This is a genomic window from Nocardia sp. NPDC059154, assembly GCF_042755705.1.
Lineage (GTDB): Bacteria > Actinomycetota > Actinomycetes > Mycobacteriales > Mycobacteriaceae > Nocardia.
In genome coordinates this window covers 45,210-62,778 of the sequence record NZ_JBHZCS010000060.1, presented here as the reverse complement: position 1 = coordinate 62,778, position 17,569 = coordinate 45,210, and the positions used below count along the sequence as shown (strand labels likewise).

17 protein-coding genes are annotated in these 17,569 nt (G+C 66.4%); 8 read left to right on the top strand and 9 right to left on the bottom strand.

What is annotated here, in order from left to right:
- The 4 genes from ACFXN1_RS38085 to ACFXN1_RS38070 all read right to left on the bottom strand — a co-directional run.
- A partial coding sequence (locus tag ACFXN1_RS38085; protein ID WP_379463826.1) for an MFS transporter occupies nucleotides 1–399 on the bottom strand: 399 nt, incomplete at its 3' end.
- Between the two features lie 146 nt (nucleotides 400–545).
- A complete protein-coding gene (locus ACFXN1_RS38080) occupies nucleotides 546–1,598 on the bottom strand; it encodes a 3-keto-5-aminohexanoate cleavage protein (RefSeq protein WP_379446104.1) in 1,053 nt (350 codons plus the stop codon).
- Nucleotides 1,599–1,633: 35 nt separating this feature from the next.
- A complete protein-coding gene (locus ACFXN1_RS38075; RefSeq protein ID WP_379446105.1) occupies nucleotides 1,634–2,527 on the bottom strand; it encodes a TauD/TfdA dioxygenase family protein in 894 nt (297 codons plus the stop codon).
- Nucleotides 2,528–2,575: 48 nt separating this feature from the next.
- Complete coding sequence (locus tag ACFXN1_RS38070) at nucleotides 2,576–3,550, bottom strand: quinone oxidoreductase family protein (RefSeq protein WP_379446106.1); 975 nt, start codon at nucleotides 3,548–3,550, stop codon at nucleotides 2,576–2,578.
- 297 nt (nucleotides 3,551–3,847) lie between these two features.
- Here ACFXN1_RS38070 and ACFXN1_RS38065 point away from each other — a divergent pair, with 297 nt between their 5' ends.
- The 3 genes from ACFXN1_RS38065 to ACFXN1_RS38055 all read left to right on the top strand — a co-directional run bounded on the left by ACFXN1_RS38065 (nucleotide 3,848) and on the right by ACFXN1_RS38055 (nucleotide 8,042).
- A complete protein-coding gene (locus ACFXN1_RS38065) occupies nucleotides 3,848–4,942 on the top strand; it encodes an AraC family transcriptional regulator (protein WP_379446107.1) in 1,095 nt (364 codons plus the stop codon).
- 98 nt (nucleotides 4,943–5,040) lie between these two features.
- Entirely contained in the window at nucleotides 5,041–6,576 is a 1,536-nt protein-coding gene (locus tag ACFXN1_RS38060) for a DNA mismatch repair protein MutS (protein ID WP_379446109.1), read from the top strand.
- On the top strand, nucleotides 6,567–8,042 hold the full coding sequence (locus ACFXN1_RS38055; RefSeq protein WP_379445442.1) for a DNA mismatch repair protein: 1,476 nt from the start codon (nucleotides 6,567–6,569) through the stop codon (nucleotides 8,040–8,042). The genes ACFXN1_RS38060 and ACFXN1_RS38055 overlap by 10 nt, the downstream gene beginning before the upstream one ends.
- A 97-nt stretch (nucleotides 8,043–8,139) precedes the next feature.
- Here the strand turns inward: ACFXN1_RS38055 and ACFXN1_RS38050 are convergent, their stop codons facing one another.
- Nucleotides 8,140–8,352 (bottom strand): hypothetical protein, encoded by a 213-nt coding sequence (locus ACFXN1_RS38050; protein ID WP_379445444.1) that lies wholly within the window; start codon nucleotides 8,350–8,352, stop codon nucleotides 8,140–8,142.
- 9 nt (nucleotides 8,353–8,361) lie between these two features.
- Entirely contained in the window at nucleotides 8,362–9,219 is an 858-nt protein-coding gene (locus tag ACFXN1_RS38045; protein WP_379445445.1) for an endonuclease/exonuclease/phosphatase family protein, read from the bottom strand.
- A 119-nt stretch (nucleotides 9,220–9,338) separates the two neighbouring features.
- Between ACFXN1_RS38045 and ACFXN1_RS38040 the strand changes: the two genes are divergently transcribed.
- Nucleotides 9,339–9,626, top strand: a complete 288-nt coding sequence (locus tag ACFXN1_RS38040; protein ID WP_379397117.1) for a hypothetical protein — start codon at nucleotides 9,339–9,341, stop codon at nucleotides 9,624–9,626.
- A gap of 51 nt (nucleotides 9,627–9,677) precedes the next feature.
- Here the strand turns inward: ACFXN1_RS38040 and ACFXN1_RS38035 are convergent, their stop codons facing one another.
- A complete protein-coding gene (locus tag ACFXN1_RS38035; RefSeq protein WP_379397119.1) occupies nucleotides 9,678–10,016 on the bottom strand; it encodes a hypothetical protein in 339 nt (112 codons plus the stop codon).
- 81 nt (nucleotides 10,017–10,097) lie between these two features.
- Between ACFXN1_RS38035 and ACFXN1_RS38030 the strand changes: the two genes are divergently transcribed.
- Nucleotides 10,098–11,207, top strand: coding sequence for an AraC family transcriptional regulator ligand-binding domain-containing protein (locus tag ACFXN1_RS38030; protein WP_379445446.1), 1,110 nt, complete (start codon nucleotides 10,098–10,100; stop codon nucleotides 11,205–11,207).
- On the opposite strand, the gene ACFXN1_RS38025 is transcribed toward ACFXN1_RS38030, so the two are convergent.
- A complete protein-coding gene (locus tag ACFXN1_RS38025; RefSeq protein ID WP_379445448.1) occupies nucleotides 11,116–11,451 on the bottom strand; it encodes a DUF4158 domain-containing protein in 336 nt (111 codons plus the stop codon). The two genes, ACFXN1_RS38030 and ACFXN1_RS38025, sit on opposite strands and share 92 nt — an antisense overlap.
- 495 nt (nucleotides 11,452–11,946) lie before the next feature.
- Here ACFXN1_RS38025 and ACFXN1_RS38020 point away from each other — a divergent pair, with 495 nt between their 5' ends.
- A complete protein-coding gene (locus ACFXN1_RS38020; protein ID WP_379445450.1) occupies nucleotides 11,947–13,170 on the top strand; it encodes an oxygenase MpaB family protein in 1,224 nt (407 codons plus the stop codon).
- Between the two features lie 197 nt (nucleotides 13,171–13,367).
- The gene (locus ACFXN1_RS38015) at nucleotides 13,368–14,039 is read left to right on the top strand and encodes a TetR/AcrR family transcriptional regulator (protein WP_379445452.1); all 672 of its coding nucleotides are present in this window, start codon (nucleotides 13,368–13,370) and stop codon (nucleotides 14,037–14,039) included.
- Nucleotides 14,040–14,096: 57 nt separating this feature from the next.
- On the opposite strand, the gene ACFXN1_RS38010 is transcribed toward ACFXN1_RS38015, so the two are convergent.
- Nucleotides 14,097–15,323, bottom strand: coding sequence for a serine hydrolase (locus ACFXN1_RS38010; protein WP_379445453.1), 1,227 nt, complete (start codon nucleotides 15,321–15,323; stop codon nucleotides 14,097–14,099).
- 98 nt (nucleotides 15,324–15,421) lie between these two features.
- Between ACFXN1_RS38010 and ACFXN1_RS38005 the strand changes: the two genes are divergently transcribed.
- Entirely contained in the window at nucleotides 15,422–17,452 is a 2,031-nt protein-coding gene (locus ACFXN1_RS38005; protein ID WP_379445455.1) for an ArnT family glycosyltransferase, read from the top strand.
- Nucleotides 17,453–17,569: the final 117 nt, after the last annotated feature.

The window sequence follows — 17,569 nt, the reverse complement described above, 5'->3', positions numbered from 1 at the left end:
GCCAGCGCGGAGGGGAGGGGGGGTGAGGGGGCGGGGGGGGGGGGGGGAGCCCACCGAAAAAAGAGGGGTGCCCCCGCTCCACAGCACCGCCATCAGGACCAGGCTGCGCACCCGCCCCCAGCGGTCGGCCAGCAGCGAGAGCGGCAAGGTCAGTAGACCGACCATCAGCGCGACCACGCTGCTGAGCGAGCCCAGCCGCGAATCCGACAGTCCCCATGCGGTTTTCAGGAAGGGAAAGACCGCGCTGAGGACTTGGCGCGACATGTAGTCGGCCAGCAGCAGACCGAAGGCCAGCGCGAAGATGAGCCATGGATACACCCGGCGGGTCCGGGCGACCGCCGTGGCCGGGGCGGCGGCAGGCCGGCCGGCCGGCCCGGCGGCGGTAGTGTCCAACTCCATTGGTGCTCCTACGTATCCGGTGTGCGAGACGGTGGTGCACACCGGAGCTAGAGAGGGAACCGGGGGCACACGACCATCGGCCGCGTGCCCCCGGAAATCGGGCACTGCCTGATCAGCGACCCGAGATGCTGCCCGGTGCGAGCTGGTCAGGCGTGGTGGGTGAAGCCGACCTGGCCCGGCTTGCGGTTGGGCGCGAATCCGAGCTTGGCGAGCGTCTCGTCCGCGTCGGCGTAGCGCTCGTCGAGCTTGTAGATCTCGCGCGCCTCCTTGCCGGTGGCGACCTCGCGACCCAGCTCACCGGCGATGCGCACCAGTTGCTCGACCTGCTGCACCGAGGTCATCTGCTGGCCCTTGCGACCCCAGAGGGTGTCCTCGTTGCCGCAGCGCGCGTGCAGACCCATCGCGATGGCCATGGTGTTGACCGGCAACACGCTGCGCATGAGCGTCTCGAGAGTCAGCACCGCGCCGTCGGGGACCCGGCGGATGAACTCCATCATGTTGTAGGGGTTGGGTCCGTCGAAGCCGCCGCCGATGCCGACCCAGGTCACCATGAGCGGGCCGGTGTAGACGCCGCGGCGGATCAGCCGTTCCACCGTCTCGAGCTGTGCGATGTTCGCGAGCTGGAAGTGCGGTTGAATTCCGGCCGCCTGCAGTCGCTTCAGGTGCTCCTCCACCCAACCCGGTCCCGCCGGGACGTGCATCTCGCGGTAGGCCTCGTACACGTCCGGGCGGGTGAACGAGGTGCCCGCGATGTCGTCGTCGGTCATCAGCTCGACGATGTTCATCTGATTGGTGTTGATGGCGATGGTGACCTGATCCGGCTTGGGATCCAGCGCCGCGAGCATGTGGCGTGCGTCGTCGGAGAGCCATTTGGCGTCGGCGCCATCACCTTCCGGCGCGAACGAGATGGAGCCGCCGACCTGGAGGATCATGTCCGGCACCGCCTCACGCAGCCGGCCCAGCAGCTCGTTGAACTTCGAGAGCCGCTTGGAGCCCTTGCCGTCGAGTTCCCGCACGTGGATGTGCAGGACCGTGGCGCCCGCGTTGTAGCAGTCGACCGCTTGCTGGACGTGCTCGTCCATGGTCAGCGGCAGGTCTTCGCGGAAATCATCGGGCTCCCACTCCGGGCCGTAGGGGGCGACGGTGATGACCAGCTTCTCCTGGACCTCCGGGAACAGCGCATCGTCGTGAAAATGCATGGGCTTACTCCAATGTGAGTGGGCTGGAAGGGATGTCAGTACGGGAGGTCGCCGATGATCCCGGCGCGCTCCATCTTCCGGACCGCGGGCCAGTAGTCCTGGACCGCGTAATGCTGGGTGGACCGGTTGTCCCAGATGGCGAAGCTGTTCGGGGTCCACCGCCAGCGCACCTGGTATTCGGGGACCGCGGCCTGCCGCATCAGGTAGTGCAGCAGCTCCGCCGCGCCCGGCGCGTAATCGAAGCCGAAGCGCACGTTCTCGGGGGTGTGGTAATTGACCAGGTGTGTGGTGAAGGAGTTGACGAAGAGGATCTGCTCGCCGGTCTCCGGGTGCGTGCGCACCACCGGGTGCTCGGCGTCCGGAAAGCGTTGTGCCAGTTCGTGACGCTGCTCCTGCGGCATGGCGGCGCCGAAGCTCGCCTCGATGCTGTGCCGGGCGCGCAGGCCCCGGATACGGTTCTTGACCTCGTCGGGCAGACGCCGATACGCCTCGGCCATATTCACCCAGATGGTGTCGCCACCGACGGGCGGCGCCTCCACGCAGCGCAGCACCGACCCCATCGGCGGATGGTGTCGCCAGGTGGCGTCGCAGTGGTAGGCGTTCTCGTAGTGTTCCGGCGCGCTGTCCAGATCCTTGTAGATGCGCACCAGGCCCGGGTGGTCCGGGTCGCTGCCGGCCACCGGATGGTCCTCCAGCTCGCCGAAGCGGCGGGCGAGCGCGACGTGGTCGGCGCGGCTGATGTCCTGATCGCGGACGAACAGGACCTTGTATTCGAGCAGCAGGGCACGCAATTCGGCGAAAAGGGCGTCGTCGTGCGCCGCCGTGGCCAGATCGACGCCGGACAGCTCGGCACCGATGGTGCAGGTCATCGGTGTCACGCCGATCGACCAGCGCAGTGTCGAATCCTCCAGTGGGGTAAGGGTTGTCATGACAGTCCTCCAAGGGGTGTGAGCCCGCGGCAACGGGCGGCCGGAGTTTCAGAGCACGAAGACCGAGGTGCCGACGCTGCGACCGGACTCGAGGTCGCGGTGCGCCTGCTCTGCGTCGGGCAGCACGTAGCGCTGATTGATGTCGACGCGAATGCGGCCCGCGGCGACGTGGGAGAAGAGCTCACCCGCGAGTTCGGCTCGTTCGGCGGGGTCGGCGATGTAGTCGGCGAGCGCGGGGCGCGTCACGAACAGTGAACCCTTCAATGCCAACTGCATGGCGTCGATCGGGGGGACCGGGCCCGACGCGGTGCCGAAACAGACGAGCAGGCCGCGCCGCGCCAAGGAATCCAGAGACGACTGATAGGTGGTCTTTCCGATGCTGTCGTAGACCACGGGCACGCCCTTGCCGTCGGTGATCTCCCGGACGCGTTCGGCGACGTTCTCGCGGGTGTAGAGCACGACGTGATCGCAGCCGTTCGCGCGGGCGATCGCGGCCTTCTCTGCACTCGACACCGTCCCGATCACGGTGACGCCCAACAACTTCGCCCACTGGGTGAACAGCGAGCCGACGCCGCCGGCGGCGGCATGCAGCAGCACGGTGTCCCCGGCGCGCAGCGGGTGAATGCGCCGCAGCAGGTATGCGGTGGTGAGTCCGCGCATGGTCATGGAGGCGGCGGTCTCGAACGGGATCTCCTGCGGCAACCGGATCAGGTGCTCGGCGGGCATCACTCGTGCGGTGCTGTAGGCACCGAGTGGGCTGCCGGTGTAGGTCACGCGGTCACCCGCCCGGAAATCGGTGTTGTCCGGGCCGACCGCCTCGATCACGCCCGCCGCCTCGACGCCCATGCCGGCCGGCAGCGCCGCCGGGTAGAGGCCGGTGCGGAAGTAGGTGTCGGCGAAGTTCAAGCCGACCGCTTCGTGCCGAATCCGGACCTGGCCCGGTCCGGGCTCTCCGACATCGGTTGTCTCCCACCGCAATACCTCGGGTCCGCCGGTTTCGTAGAAGCGAACAGCTTGTGCCACAGTGCATCTCCTTTTGGACGCGACCGCGCCGGGGCGGCGATCGGCGTTCTGGGTCCGACAGGGGTACCCGGCACCGACCCGTCGCGTGCCCGCGGCTGCGGGGACGCTCGGAGGCCCGGGCTATCGAGAACGAGAGACCAGCAGCAGAATCCGGGCCGGGTGCGCTCACCGACCGCGATGTCCTGCTTTTCCGCTGGTCAATTCGTTGTGATGAACCCAGAGTAAGCCGGATCACACTCGATTGCTTATCCTCTCGGGACAGGAATCCATTCACTTCGGGACACAGGAGGATGCCCGGTGAAGCCGCTCGCCCGCTATGCCGCGTTGAGCAACTACGTGGAGCTGGGCCGATCCGTCGGCCTCGATCCGGTCCGTCTGGTGCGCGAATCCGGACTCGATCCGGCGAGCCTGACCCTGCAGGACCGCTGGGTGCCGGCCGCCACCATCGCCGATCTGCTCGAACGCTCAGCCGCCGCCGCGCACTGCGAGGACTTCGGGCTGCGCCTGGCCGAGCGGCGGCGCATCGCGAACCTCGGCCCGTTGAGCCTGGTCATCCGCGAGGAACCGGATGTGCGCAGCGCGCTGCGGGTCATGTCCCGGCACGCGCACATGTACAACGAGGCGCTGCACACCCGCCTCACCGAACGCAACGGTCTCGCGACCATCCGGCTCGGGCTCGATATCGGGCAACCTGGCGAAACCCGGCAGGCCATCGAACTCGCCGTCGGAGTGCTGCACGGCCTGCTGCGCGGATTTCTCGGCAGCGGCTGGCAGCCGGTGGAGATCCGATTCGCCCACACCGCGCCTGCTGACCGCAGCACCCATCACCGCATACTCGGACCGAACATCACCTTTGCGCAGGAATTCAACGGAATCATCATCTACACAACCGATCTCGATGCCCCCAACGCCATGTCGGACCCGCTGCTGCGCACCTACACCCGGCAGTTCCTCGACTCCACCGACCTCGCCCCCGCCACCACCGTCGACCGCGTGCGGGAATTGATCGAACTCCTGCTGCCGACCGGACGCTGCTCGATCGAACAGATCGCTCGCAGCCTCGGTGTCGACCGCCGCACCATCCACCGGCACCTCGCCGCGGAAGGCGAAACCTTCACCACCCTCTTGGATTCCACCCGCGCCGAACTCGCCCAGCACCTGGTCGCGAATCGCCGCCACTCCCTCACCCAGATAGCCGAAATGCTGGCCTTCTCCTCCCCCAGCAACTTCACCCGCTGGTTCACCAAACGCCACGGCTGCAGCCCGCGGACCTGGCGCACCCAGGGCATGCCCACCCTGCGCCCGAAAGTCCATGACACCCACCAGGATCTGGAAGGTCACCGTCATCGACCTGTGCCGAATGCGGCGGCGGAACCGGAATCCAACAGATAGCTTGACGGCCGGTAAGGTATTTCTCTACGGTGCAATAGGTCCGTCCGAGGCTCGCCTGCTGTTGCCGAGGGCTGGCATACCTGATGGAGGTGGGGAGTATGCCGGGTGTCAGCATGCTGTGGCCGGACTCAGTGGCGTTGGGCGGCCGCCTGATGATGGATTCCGGGGCGGTGACCGACCTCCATATCGATCGGATCATCGCCGCCGTCGTCGAGGCCGATGAATACCGGTTGCGGGCATGGTTTTCCGAGCCCGTCCGGGACCCGGAGACGGTGCGGTACCGACAGGAGATCTTCGCCGAGCTCGCGGATGATTCGGTGCGGGAAGTGTTCGACGCGTTCTCCGCCGGCATGTGCGGCACCCGGAAACGGCTCGATTGGCAGGAACGCCTGCATCATCCGCATCAGCGACAGTGGTGGCATCTCAGTGCTACTGCCGAATACATCGAGGCGGTAGCCCGGTTCGCTGAAGCGTTGGCCGCACTCCCCCTGTCCGCTCGTGCGCTGACCCGATGGCGGGAGTTCATCACCGACTACGTCGCCGGGCCCGGTTTCTGCCGTTTGGCCAACGCCGTGCACCAGGTGCAGCAGGCGTTGAGCTCGGTGCGCTACAGCCTGCGGATCGTCGACCGCACCCTCGAGGTGGGGCCCGTCGGCGCCGAGGCGGCGGATTACAGTGCGGCGATCGCGAAGCTGTTCTCGCGCTTCGGTGTGGGTGCGCCGCGGCCGGGGCGGCCCCGGTCGGACTGGGACGACATCAATCACATGGAGGAGCAGATCCTCGATCGTGTCGCCGCCTTACACCCTCGCGCCTTCGAACAGCTCGCCGAATTCGCCCGCGACCACGGGCAGTTCGCCGACGCCGCGGTGATGGCGTTCGATCGGGAGATCCAGTTCTATCTGACGTATCTCGCCTTCGTTCGCCGGGTCAGTGGAACGGACCGGCCGATGTGCCTGCCACAGTTGGCAACCCGGGGCGCGGAGATTCACGCCGAAGGCGCGTTCGACCTCGCACTGGTCACCCGTCGCCGGCGCGCCGACACCGAGGTGGTGTGCAACGATCTGCGGCTGTCGGGTCCGGAACGAGTGCTGGTGGTGACCGGTCCCAACCAGGGCGGGAAGACGACCTTCGCGCGCACGGCCGGCCAGCTGATCTATCTCGCCGCGCTCGGCTGTCCGGTCCCGGCCCGCAGTGCCCGCCTGCCGTTGGCGGACCGGCTGTTCACGCATTTCGAACGTGCCGAGCAGGCAACCGATCCCGATGGGCGCCTCGCCGAGGAGCTGCTGCGCATCCGCGACACACTCGAGGAGGCGACCGCGGACAGCGTGATCATCCTCAACGAGAGTTTCAGCGCGACCAGTACCGCCGATGCCGTGCGGATCGGCGGTGATGTGCTCGATCGGATCGTCGAGCGTGGCGCGATGGCCGTGTGGGTCACCTTCTTCGACGAACTGGCCCGGTCCGGACCGGCCACGATCAGCATGGTGGCGGCCACCGACCCCGGCGATCCGTCCCGGCGCACATTCCGCATCGAGCGCAGACCGGCCGACGGCCATGCCCACGCCGTGGTGCTCGCCGAGCGCTTCGGGCTGACCTACGACCTCGTGACCGCCAGGATCGCCGCATGCAGGTGAATCTTCTCCATCCTACCGACTCCGAACCTCCTCCAGCAGGCAACGGGGACAGCACCTTCGATGATCTCGGTCTCGAGTCGCTGTGCACTGCGGCCTCCGACGATCCGGTCATCCGTGATGCCGTCCGAGCCGGGCTGGCGGCACCGGCGACCGATCCGGAGGTGATCCGCTACCGGCACGCCGTGCTCGCCGACTGCCAGGCACATCCGATCGTGGTGCACGAGCTCTACCGGATCGCTTCCCAGGCAACCGAAGTCAGGCGCCGCAAGGCCGGTCCATTGCACCGCGCCAGTGGGAAACTGCTGCTCGCGCTGGAACCTCTGAACGAGCTGATCACGTTCCTCCGGCAATTGCGCGCCCTCTGCGATCGGGACGGCCACCGGTTCCGAGCGCCCGGATTCACCCATCTGATGGCCGTCATCGCAGCTCAGCTCGACGACCGATATTTCGACAGTGTCGAAGCACAGTTGGCGGCAATGGATTTCGAGCGTGGTCTGCACATCAGCGCCGGGCTCGGCGCGGGCAACCGGATCGCGGGCATCGTGCTGCACGAGCCGATCCGCCGTCGCCGCTTCGGATTCGATCGCCCGAGCCGCCACGCCTTTCGCGTGATCGACGAACCCGACCCCGAATTCGACCCGGTCATGCAGCTGCGCGACCGAGCCGTGTCCGTGATCGCCGATGTCGTCAACGACGCGGTCGTCCACGTGCAGGACTTCTTCCGGCGACTGCGCAGCGAACTCGCCTTCTACGTCGGCTGTCTCGCACTACACGACCGCTTCCGCAATGCCGGGCTACCGGTGTGCCTGCCGACCCCGCACCCCGCCGGTATATCGCGCCTGCGTTGCACCGGACTGCGCGACGTCACACTGGGCCTGACCTCCGGCCACCCGGTGGTCGGCAACGACGTCGACGCCACAGGCCGCTCCCTGATCGTCATCACCGGAGCCAACAGCGGCGGCAAATCCACCCTGCTGCGCAGCATCGGCACCGCCCAGCTGATGATGCAGGCCGGAATGTACGTCGTCGCCGACACATTCGAAGCCGACGTGCGCGACGGCGTCTTCACCCACTTCGTCACCGACGAAGACCGCACCCTGTCCCACGGCAAGCTGGTCGACGAGCTGGCTCGCATGAGCCGCATCGTCGACCGCATCACCCCGAACTCCCTGCTGCTGTGCAACGAGTCGTTCTCCTCCACCAGCGAACACGACGCCACCCACATCGCCGCGCCACTCGTCGACGCACTCCTCGAAAGCGGCGTCTCGATCGTCTTCGTCACCCACCTCTACGAATTCGCCCACCGCCGTTACCAATCCGCCCACCCGACCGATCTCTTCCTCCGTGCCGGCCACCACCCGGACGGCACCCGGACCTTCTCCTTCACACCGGCACCCCCGGAACCCACCAGCCACGCCGACGACGTCTTCCGCCGGATCTTCGATCGAAGCCCGGCCGACCGCTGAACGCCGTCCGAGCCGAAGTCCCAGGCCAACCCGAAGCGGTTGCGTCCGAACCTAAATGGCGATTCCCGAGCGTTCTGTCAACGCGACGGGGCCGCTGCTACTGCCTTCCACCGTTCAGACGGATCTGCGCTACCAGGGCGCGGTGGTCTGAGCCCGGTAGGTCCACTGTCTCCACCATGACCGTTCGCCCCTCGGCGATGAGGATATGGTCGATACCGACCAGGGGCGGCCACCGTTTGTCGGTGGGATAGGTGACCAGATGCCCGGCGCCGGCCTGCCCGGCGGCATCGGCGAAACGTCCTGACAACATCACGCGGTACTACCAATGATCGTAGGTCGCGTTGAAGTCACCACCAACGATCACCGGCCGATCCGATGGCGACCGCTCGAGAATCTCACGCAAACGGGACAACTCGTCGGCCCACACCTGGGTGCCGAACACCGGTGGTACCGGATGGAAGGCGTACACCGTGACCGGTCCAGCACCTGGAATGTCTGCGGTCGCCGAGAGCTGATTCAGTACGAACCCGTCATACTCGACCGTCTCCGACAGCGGATACCTGCTCCAGATTCCTGTCCCGGCCGCGGTCCTTCCCGGGGAGAGATACCGGTACGGCAACACTTGGTCGAGCCCCGCACGGCCGAGACCCTCAACCTCCGCCCGAGTGAGTTCGTTGACGGTCAGCACGCCGATGTTCCGCGCGCGCACCTGGTCGACCAGCGCCCCAGGATCCGCTCCGTCGAACAGAAGATTGGCCTGCATCACCATCACCGCAGGTCCTTCGCCACCACCCGAGCGATGGACGTACAGCGGAGCTCGAGTCCACACCGCAGCGGCCACCACCACGACCGCCACACCCGCACCGACCCACCATCGCATCGCCACAAACGCCACCGTCCCAACGAGCGCAGCACCCATCAAATACGGCGCACCCGAAGCCGCCAAGACCAACACTCGAGACCCCGACCGACTGAAGTGCAACGCGACCCCAGCGACTCCCGCGAGTGTCGCAATCCACGCGAGCACGCCGACACCGACCCGAACCAACTTCGACATCACACCCAACAGACAAACACACAAGTCCCACAACACATGTCGCTGACCAACCGGAGACAGGAGACCAGGACGGGCGAAAACGAGACTCTCGGGTCTGTCCAGATAACGGCTCTGGCTCACGTCCGGTGGCGACGGGGAGCATCTGACCGCAGGCCCGAGCTCGGCGCGCAAGCCGACGTGGAAAACGTTGCCCACCAACAACTTCGCAGCTGAATCAACGTTCGATAGGATTTGTCAGGATGAACAATACAGACCCCTTGGTCCCGGTGCTAACCAGCCTTGTCGTCGACGTCATGTGGTGGCTGGACAGTTACGACGGCACCGACGACGACCTGGACGCCGCGGTGGTCAGCATGATGGACAGCATGGCCTGGACCATCGGCCAGCTCCCCTTCGAGCAGCAAGAACGGCTCCTCGGAGTCCTCCACGAACTGGCAAACGCTGAGGAAAACCCAGCACGTCAAGAACAACTGCGGTCATTTCCATCCGCGGTCGGACTGGCCGAGGAGCCACCCAGCGGCGAATGACTTCATCCACCGCTGACCTATGAGGCGACGAACAGTGCGTGGGAACGGAACCTACTGCTGCGCGGCAGCCACGGCCGCGAAGCCATCCGCGAGTTCCCGGAGCGGATCAAATGTAGGGGCGAACAGGTTGGCGACCGCGGTGACCGTGTAGGCGGGCTCCGTGGTCAAACCAACGTCTTCGGCGGCAGGTAGCAGTCGCTCGCGGACGAATGCCTCAAATGCGTCCTCGTTATCCCACACTTCCACGATCCGCATTCCAGTCGCGGTTTCCCCCGCGATATGGAGGAGGATGCCCTCAGCCGGAGCGTTCTGGACGCCCATGCGCTCGATGATCGCAACGTAGAAAGTCGGCGAATTGCCGACCCATTCCATGACACTCAGTACGGCCATTTTCGAAGCTCCTTCCATCGATCGGGCCGCGGATCGCGGCTCGTTCTTGACCCAAAGTAGGTGCGCGGCAAAGGCGTTCGGATGCAGGAGCGCGTCGATCTCGGGACTAAACACGACACCGCTGCGGTTTCCTCTCGCATGGGAGGTCACCCTCGAAGGAGTGGCGCAGAAATCGGCTCGGGCGCGCAACATCGCGCTGCGATCGAGGGCACGGTGTCGTCACACATCACCCGTCTGGTGTTGAGGACTGCTGGTCGGTTGGGTATTGCGACCGCCGACGCCGAAAACCTAACCGGTCTGACACGTCATCAGTTGGACGACGACCTTGTTCGTCCCCCCACCAACTCGCTCCTGCGCCTCTGGGAGAGGATGACGACCGCGGCACCCGAGGGCATGCCGGGGTTGCGGGCGGCAGAGCAGGCCGCAGTGGGCAGCCTGCATGTCTGGGACTACCTGTTCACCAGCGGTGCCACTCTCGCCGACGGAGCCCAGCAGGCTGCGGAATACTTGTATCTGCTCGTCGACCCCTCAGCGACGATGAGCGTTCGATCGGACGGGGCTCAGCTGACACTGCGCTACGGTTCGGAAACATCGTGGACCACGGCTGCGGGCGCGATCCACGAATTCATCATGCTCCTGATCTTGCGCCGCTGCCGGGAAGCCATCGGCCACTCGATTGTGCCGCTGCATGTCGGGTTCGCCCACCCGGCTCCATGGACATCCGAACTGCTGGCGGATGCGTTCGGTACGCGACGTCTCGACTTCGGTGGGCAGACCAACTCGATCACATTCCTAGGCTCCGATACCCAACCACTTCAGCCGGCAGATCCCGAACTCGCCCGCATATTTCGCCGTTACGCCGAGATGACGGCATCCAGCAGCAGACCATTGCCCGATTGGCGCGACAGCTTCGACGACGCCCTGGCGAAAGCCTTCGCCGAGAAGACACCGTCCCTGGACGCGGTCGCACACCGACTTTCGCTCAGCCCCCGCACCGTGCAACGCCGGCTGGCCGACTACGGCACAACGTGGCAACAGCAACTCGACGAAGCACGCCACGCGCGCGCCGAACACCTACTGCACCATGCCCGAATGTCCCTCAGCACAGTTGCATCCCGCCTCGGGTATGCGGATGCACGATCGCTACGCCGCGCTCTTCAACGCTGGGGCGACACCGAGGAATTGGTGTGAATGAAAAGGTCACGCACCAGCAACTAAGCCAAGCACCAACGACCGCCCACTGCATCGCAAGGGACTGCGCGGCCAGATACTCGACCACGTCGACCGGGACGTCGACCGGATCCGGCAGGAGCATGCCCAGGTACTGCACCGTCGTCATCTGCACCGCGGACCCGAGCTTGTTGTAGTCGCGCCGACGGTTGGCAATTAGCTTGCGGTCCTTGTCGTCCAGATGGAGGAACCGCTCCAGCCCCACCCGCTACAACGCCGGAAACCGGCCGTACTCACCCAAGCCCTCATCACGCAGAGCCGGACATGAAACCACCAGCGCCACAACATCGCCGCAGCTCACCGAACTGAATAACGAGCGGTCTGCACCACCAGCCGATCAGCGTGACTCTTCTCGTCGCTGGCCCTCACGGGCCGAGTAGATCAACGGCCGATCAGGATCGGGTCCGCTGAACCGGCATTGGACGTATTACTCGCGACGGAGCCGATCCAGAGCGGTTGTGTCCGAACCTAAATGGCGATTCCCGAGTGTTCTGCCAGTCCGACGGGGCCGCTGCTTCCGGCCGACCCCAGGTCCAGGTGGTTGAGGAGGTTCTGGATAACGACGTACGGATTCATCGACCGGTCCTTCGTCTGGAAATTCGTGCCAACTGGTTGTGACAGCCGTCACGGTGTGCTCTCATCAAGATACACAGATACATCTCATGTGTCTCTGTATCAGACTCACGAACAGGAAATCGGCATGGATGCACACCGTCTCAGCAGGCGCGACGCATTGAGGACAGGTGGCGGTTTGGTGGGCGTCGTCGGTGCGATGGCACTGACGGCACGCACCGCGAGGGCGGAGCCTTGGAGGTGGTCGCCCGCCGATTCGGTGGTCGGCGCCGGTGGCGGCGCCGACCCGTTGACCGTGTACGACCCCGATGCCGATTCCGTCCTGGCGGATGTGATCGACCACGCCGATGTGCCCGAGGTCAACAGGCTGCTGGCGACCTGGGTCTACAACGACCAGCCCTTGCCCGCCGGCCTGCCGAAAGGCTTGGCGGACTTCATCGAATCCGCTCGTCAGCTGCCCTCGTGGACCGACCAGGGCAAGCTGGCCAGCTCCTTCGAGTTCAACAAGAAGCGCGGTCTGTATCTCGGCGTGCTGTACGCGTTCGCCAGCGGCATGATGTCCACGGTCATCCCGCACGAGGCCCTCGCGGTGTACTACTCACGCGGCGGATCGCACCTGAAGGAGCGCATCGCCAAGACCGCGAAATTCGGGTACGACATCGGCACCGTCAATGCCTACGGGGACGGCGGCGAGATGATCGTGACCTGTGTGAAAACCAGGATCATCCACGCGTCCGTCCGGCATCTGCTGCCGCAGTCGCCGCACTGGCCCGCAGGCGTCACGCCGATCAGCCAGGACGACATGATGGTCACCTGGCACAGCTTGGCCACGACCATCATGCGGACCCTCACCGCGTGGAAGATACCCATCCCGGCCGCCGAATCCGATGGCTACCTGCACAGTTGGCAGCTGGCCGCACATCTGCTCGGCATTCGCGACGAGTACATACCTGCGACCTGGGAGCAGGCCAACGCGCAGGCAAGCCAGCAGCTCGACCCGATCCTGGCACCGACCGCGGAGGGCAACGACCTGGCCAACCAGTTGCTCAACCTCGGCGCCGATCTCGACCTGACGCTGCTCAGCCGCGGCATTCTGGGCGCGTTCACCCGATTCATCATGGGAGACAAGGTCGCCGACTGGCTCAACATTCCTCGGGAACCGGTCTGGAGCCCGCTGCTCGAGGTGGCGTGGGGCCCGTTCGTGGCAGTTCGGGAAGGAGTGTTGTCGGTGGCGCCGGTGGTGGACGCACCGTATTGGATGTTCGACGAGTTCCTGCGCCAGTTCGCCCTGTGGTACGTGGCCGAGCTGCGGATGCCCCTGAGTATCGAAATCCCGCTGACCAACCGGTGATTCGCCGCCCTCGTCCAGGGACATAAGGTACGGACGACACTCGGCCGGTACGGGGTACCCCGCTGGATCCGATGAAACAGCTAACGTACCCGCGTATCAACAACGATGTGGAGTGTGTGCAACGCGACCATCAGGCGAAGCGCGATCGCGGCGCAGCCCGAGAACTGACGCAGGACAAAATGTTTCAGGAGGACACCGTGGAATCTGCGCCGCCCGCGAATGAGCTCCCCGCCGGGAAATCCTTGCTCGAACGCGCCTACCTGCAGGCCGTCGAACAGGTCGACGACACCGACCTGATGCGCACCCGCATCCTCGACGCGGCCGAGGAACAATTCCGGCGGTGGGGTATCCAGCGCTCGACCATGGAGGATGTCGCGCGCACCGCGGGGATCTCACGGATCACCGTCTATCGCCGCTTCGCCACCAAAGAAGAACTGGTCGAACGCGTCATCCTGCGTGAATTCCGCCGGTACTTTGACACATTCCTCGTCGACATCGCGGCGGCGGCGAATGTCGGCGACCGCGTCGTCCTCGGATTCGTGAGCTCCCTGCGCGCGCTGCGCGGCAACCCCCTCATCGGTGGACTGATCACCACCGAACCCGACCACTTCGTCAGCTCGCTGGTCGGCGACGGCGGACGAGCGGTCGCCATGGTCCGAGAATTCGTAGCCCGTCAACTCCGCCAGGAACAGCGGGCCGGCACCATCCCCCCGGACCTGCAGGTCGAGCTGGTCGCCGAGTTGATGGTTCGAATCTGCGCCTCGTTCCTGGCAATTCCGAGCCAGGTGGTCGACCTCGACGACGACGAACAACTCGCCGCCATCGCCCGCCAATTCCTGGTCCCCATGCTCGATCCGCACGGGCGATAGCACGCAAACACCGGCGATCGTCTTGCGAAGTCCGGTTTTGTCAGGGTGGCTGAATCCTCATCCGCGATCGGTGCGGGGATTCATGGTCGCGGATATCTGGTGGACCAGGCGCCAGGGGCGGTCGGCGTCGGCCTGGGCCTTACCGCTGGTGAGGATGGCGCCCGAGAGGTTGCGGGCACGATCGGACCAGCCGTATTGGGTGGTGAGGCCGCTGCGGCCGAAGTGGGATTCGGTGTTGCGGCCGAACTTCGAGCGGCGGGCGCCCAGTTCGAAGCCCGCCACGGAGACGCGGCCCGCCATGCCGGGCAGCCATGGGGCGGGATGGATTGCGGCGGCCAGGGTTTCGGGGCGCATGATGCGGATTCCGTCGAGTTCTCCGCCGCGGGTGAGGATTTCATAGAAACGGGAGAGTTCGGCGGCGGTGGTGACGAGGTTGCCCGAAGGGAGTTCGGCGGTGAGGAAGGCGCGGGCGGCGGCCGGGTCGGTCGGGCCCGAGAGGCCGCCGCCGAGGGCACGGCCTGCCAGATGGCGCCAGAGTTTGGAGGGCCCGGGGCCGACCTTGACACTGGGCACCACCTGGTCGACGTCCTCGGGGCGGACACCGAAATTGGTCCAGCGGAAGCCGAGTGGTTCGAGGACCTGTTCGCGCAGATGGTCGCGCATCGCTTTGCCGGTGGCGCGCTGGACCAGCAGGCGCTGGATCAGTCCGCCGGTCAGCGCGTGATAGACGCGAAACCGGTTGGGCGGCCAGCTCGGAACCAGGTCGGCCAGGCCCTGGACGGCGAGTTCCTCGTCGAGGACCAGGTCGGAGCCGCGGTGGGGCGGGGTGACGAACGGGACGCCCGCGGAATGGGAGAGGACGTCGCCGATGGTGATGTGGTCCTTGCCGTGGCCGGCGAATTCGGGGATGTAGTCGCGGACGGGGTCGGTGAGCGCGAAGGTGCCCTGTTCGATGAGCATGAACATCAGGGCGGCGGATACGCCCTTGGCCGTGGAGAATCCGCAGAAGGGCGAGTCGGGGGTCACCGGGCGCTTGTCGGCGTCGGGGGAATCCTTGGGCGCATTGCCCCAGCCGTGGCCGATGGCCCGGTTCAGCACGATGTGGCCGTGGCGGCGCAGGCACACCTGGATGGCGGGTGTGGTCCCCATGCGGTACCAGTCCTGCACGGACCGCCAGATCGCCTCGATATCGCCGGGCGCGAGTCCGGCGTCGGCGGGGTCGGCTTCGGGTCCGAGGGTGGTCACCGCGTCGAGGTCCGGGTCGATCCGCACCAGCGCTGTCATACCTGGGCTCATCCGACCAGCATAGGGAGATCCCGGTTCACAGGAAGCTCCCAGCAAGGAGTCAGGGTCTTCACCGGCTGGCGCGACACACTCCCGCGGTGAGCGTGACCACTGCCGAGCTGGCCCCGTCCGAACCGACCGCCCCGCCATCCGAGACATCATCGGAAGGCCTCTCCCCCGCCCGCCGCTGGGAACGGCCGGCGCTGGCGCTGCTGCTCATCGGCACCGCCGTCGCATACCTGTGGAACATCACGGTCAACCAGATGGGCAACGGCTTCTACGCGGCGGCCGCCTGGTCCGGATCGCAGAACTGGAAGGCGCTGCTGTTCGGGTCGCTGGATCCGGGCAACTTCATCACCGTCGACAAGCCGCCGGTCTCGCAGTGGGTCATGGGCCTGTCCGGGCAGCTGTTCGGGTTCAGCAGCGCGAGCATGCTTGCACCGCAGGCAATCATGGCGGTGGGCGCGGTCGCGCTCATGTACGGCGCGGTCACCCGGGTCACCCGCAGCCGCGGCGCGGGCCTGCTGGCAGGTCTGGTGCTCGCGGTGACGCCCGTGGTGGCGTTGATGTTCCGGTTCAACAATCCGGACGCCGCCATGGTGCTGCTCATGACCGCCGCGGCCTACTGCACCGTGCGCGCGCTGCCGCGGGCGAGCCTGAAGTGGATCGTGCTGACCGGTGTCGCACTGGGATTCGCGTTCCTGGCCAAGATGCTCGAGGGCCTCATGGTGCTGCCCGCGCTCGGGCTGGCCTATGTGATCGTCGCGCCGACCACCCTGCGCAACCGGCTCTTGCACTCGATGGCCGCGCTGGGCGCGCTGATCGTCTCTTCCGGCTGGTACGTGCTGCTCACCATTCTCTGGCCCGCCGATTCGCGCCCCTACCTGGCGGGATCGAAGGACAACACCTTCATGGATCTGGTGCTGGGCTACAACGGTTTCGCCCGCTACCTGGGCAAGAACCACATGGGCGGCAACGCCAAGAATCCCTTCGAACTGCCCGAGGGCTACCAGATTCCGAAGGCGCTCGAGGGTGGCGGATTCGGTGGCGGGTTCGGCAACGGGCCGGACCGGATGTTCACCGGTGAGATCGGATTCGAGATCTCGTGGCTGCTGCCGGCCGCGCTGCTCGCGTTCGTGCTGGTGCTGGTGTCGCGGGGCCGCCGGCCGCGCACCGATCTGATCCGCGGCGCGGGGCTGGTGTTCGGTCTGTGGCTGGTCATCGACGGGGTGCTGTTCTCGGCGATGAAGTCGGGCATGCATGCCTACTACACTCTCGCCGTGGCCCCGGCGATCGCGGGCTGCTTCGCCATCGGCGCGCACGAGATGTGGCGGCGACGGGCCGAGGCGTTCGGCCGCGTGGGTGGCGCCGGGCTGATCCTCTCGGCGGGGATCTGGGGTTTCGTGCTGCTGCAACGCAATTCCGACTGGCAGCCGTGGCTGCGCTGGACGGTGCTGGCGGTCACGGTGGTCACGGCGCTGGGATTGCTCGTGCTGGCGCTGCCGGTTGCGGCCCGCTGGGACCGGCTGCGCGGCCGCGGTACCACGGTGCTGCTCGTAGTCGGTGTGATCGCGGGCCTGACCGGCTCCTCGGCGTATGCGGCCGCGACCCTGCCGCAGTCGCACACCGGCGGCGGCCCGACCGTGGGCCCGCCCCAGCCCAAGAAGGCCGGACCGGCCGACCAGTTCCGCAAGCAGCTCGAGACGCTGTTCGGTGGTCAGTCCGATCCGCAGCTGGTCACGCTGCTGCAGCAGACCAATACCAAGTGGTCGGCCGCCATCGACCGTTCGTCGCCCGCGGCCGGGCTCGAATTGGCCAGCCGCACATCGGTCCTCGCCATCGGCGGCTTCACCTCCGAGGACCCGGTGCCGACGCTGCCCCAGTTCGAGGAGATGGTCCGCAACCACGAGATCACCTACTACCTGGCTCCCGAGGTTCCGCTGCCCGACTCCTGGCGAGTGGATCCGAAGCCCGCTGACACCGCCGCGCCTGCGCAATCGGGTGCGAAGCAAGGCGTCTGGCGTCCGACGGGCAACAAGGAGATCCTCGACTGGGTGACCGCCCACTACACGGCGACCCAGCACTTCGGTTACATGGCGGCCTACGACCTGACGGTCCAGCCGCACTGATCCATACGGCGGCGTCCCCGGATTCCGGCTCGGCCCACCGAGTCCCGAAGATCCTGGGACGCCGCCGAGGTCTTTCCGGGCCGGCTGTGGAGAACCTCGTGAACGCGCGCCGCGCCT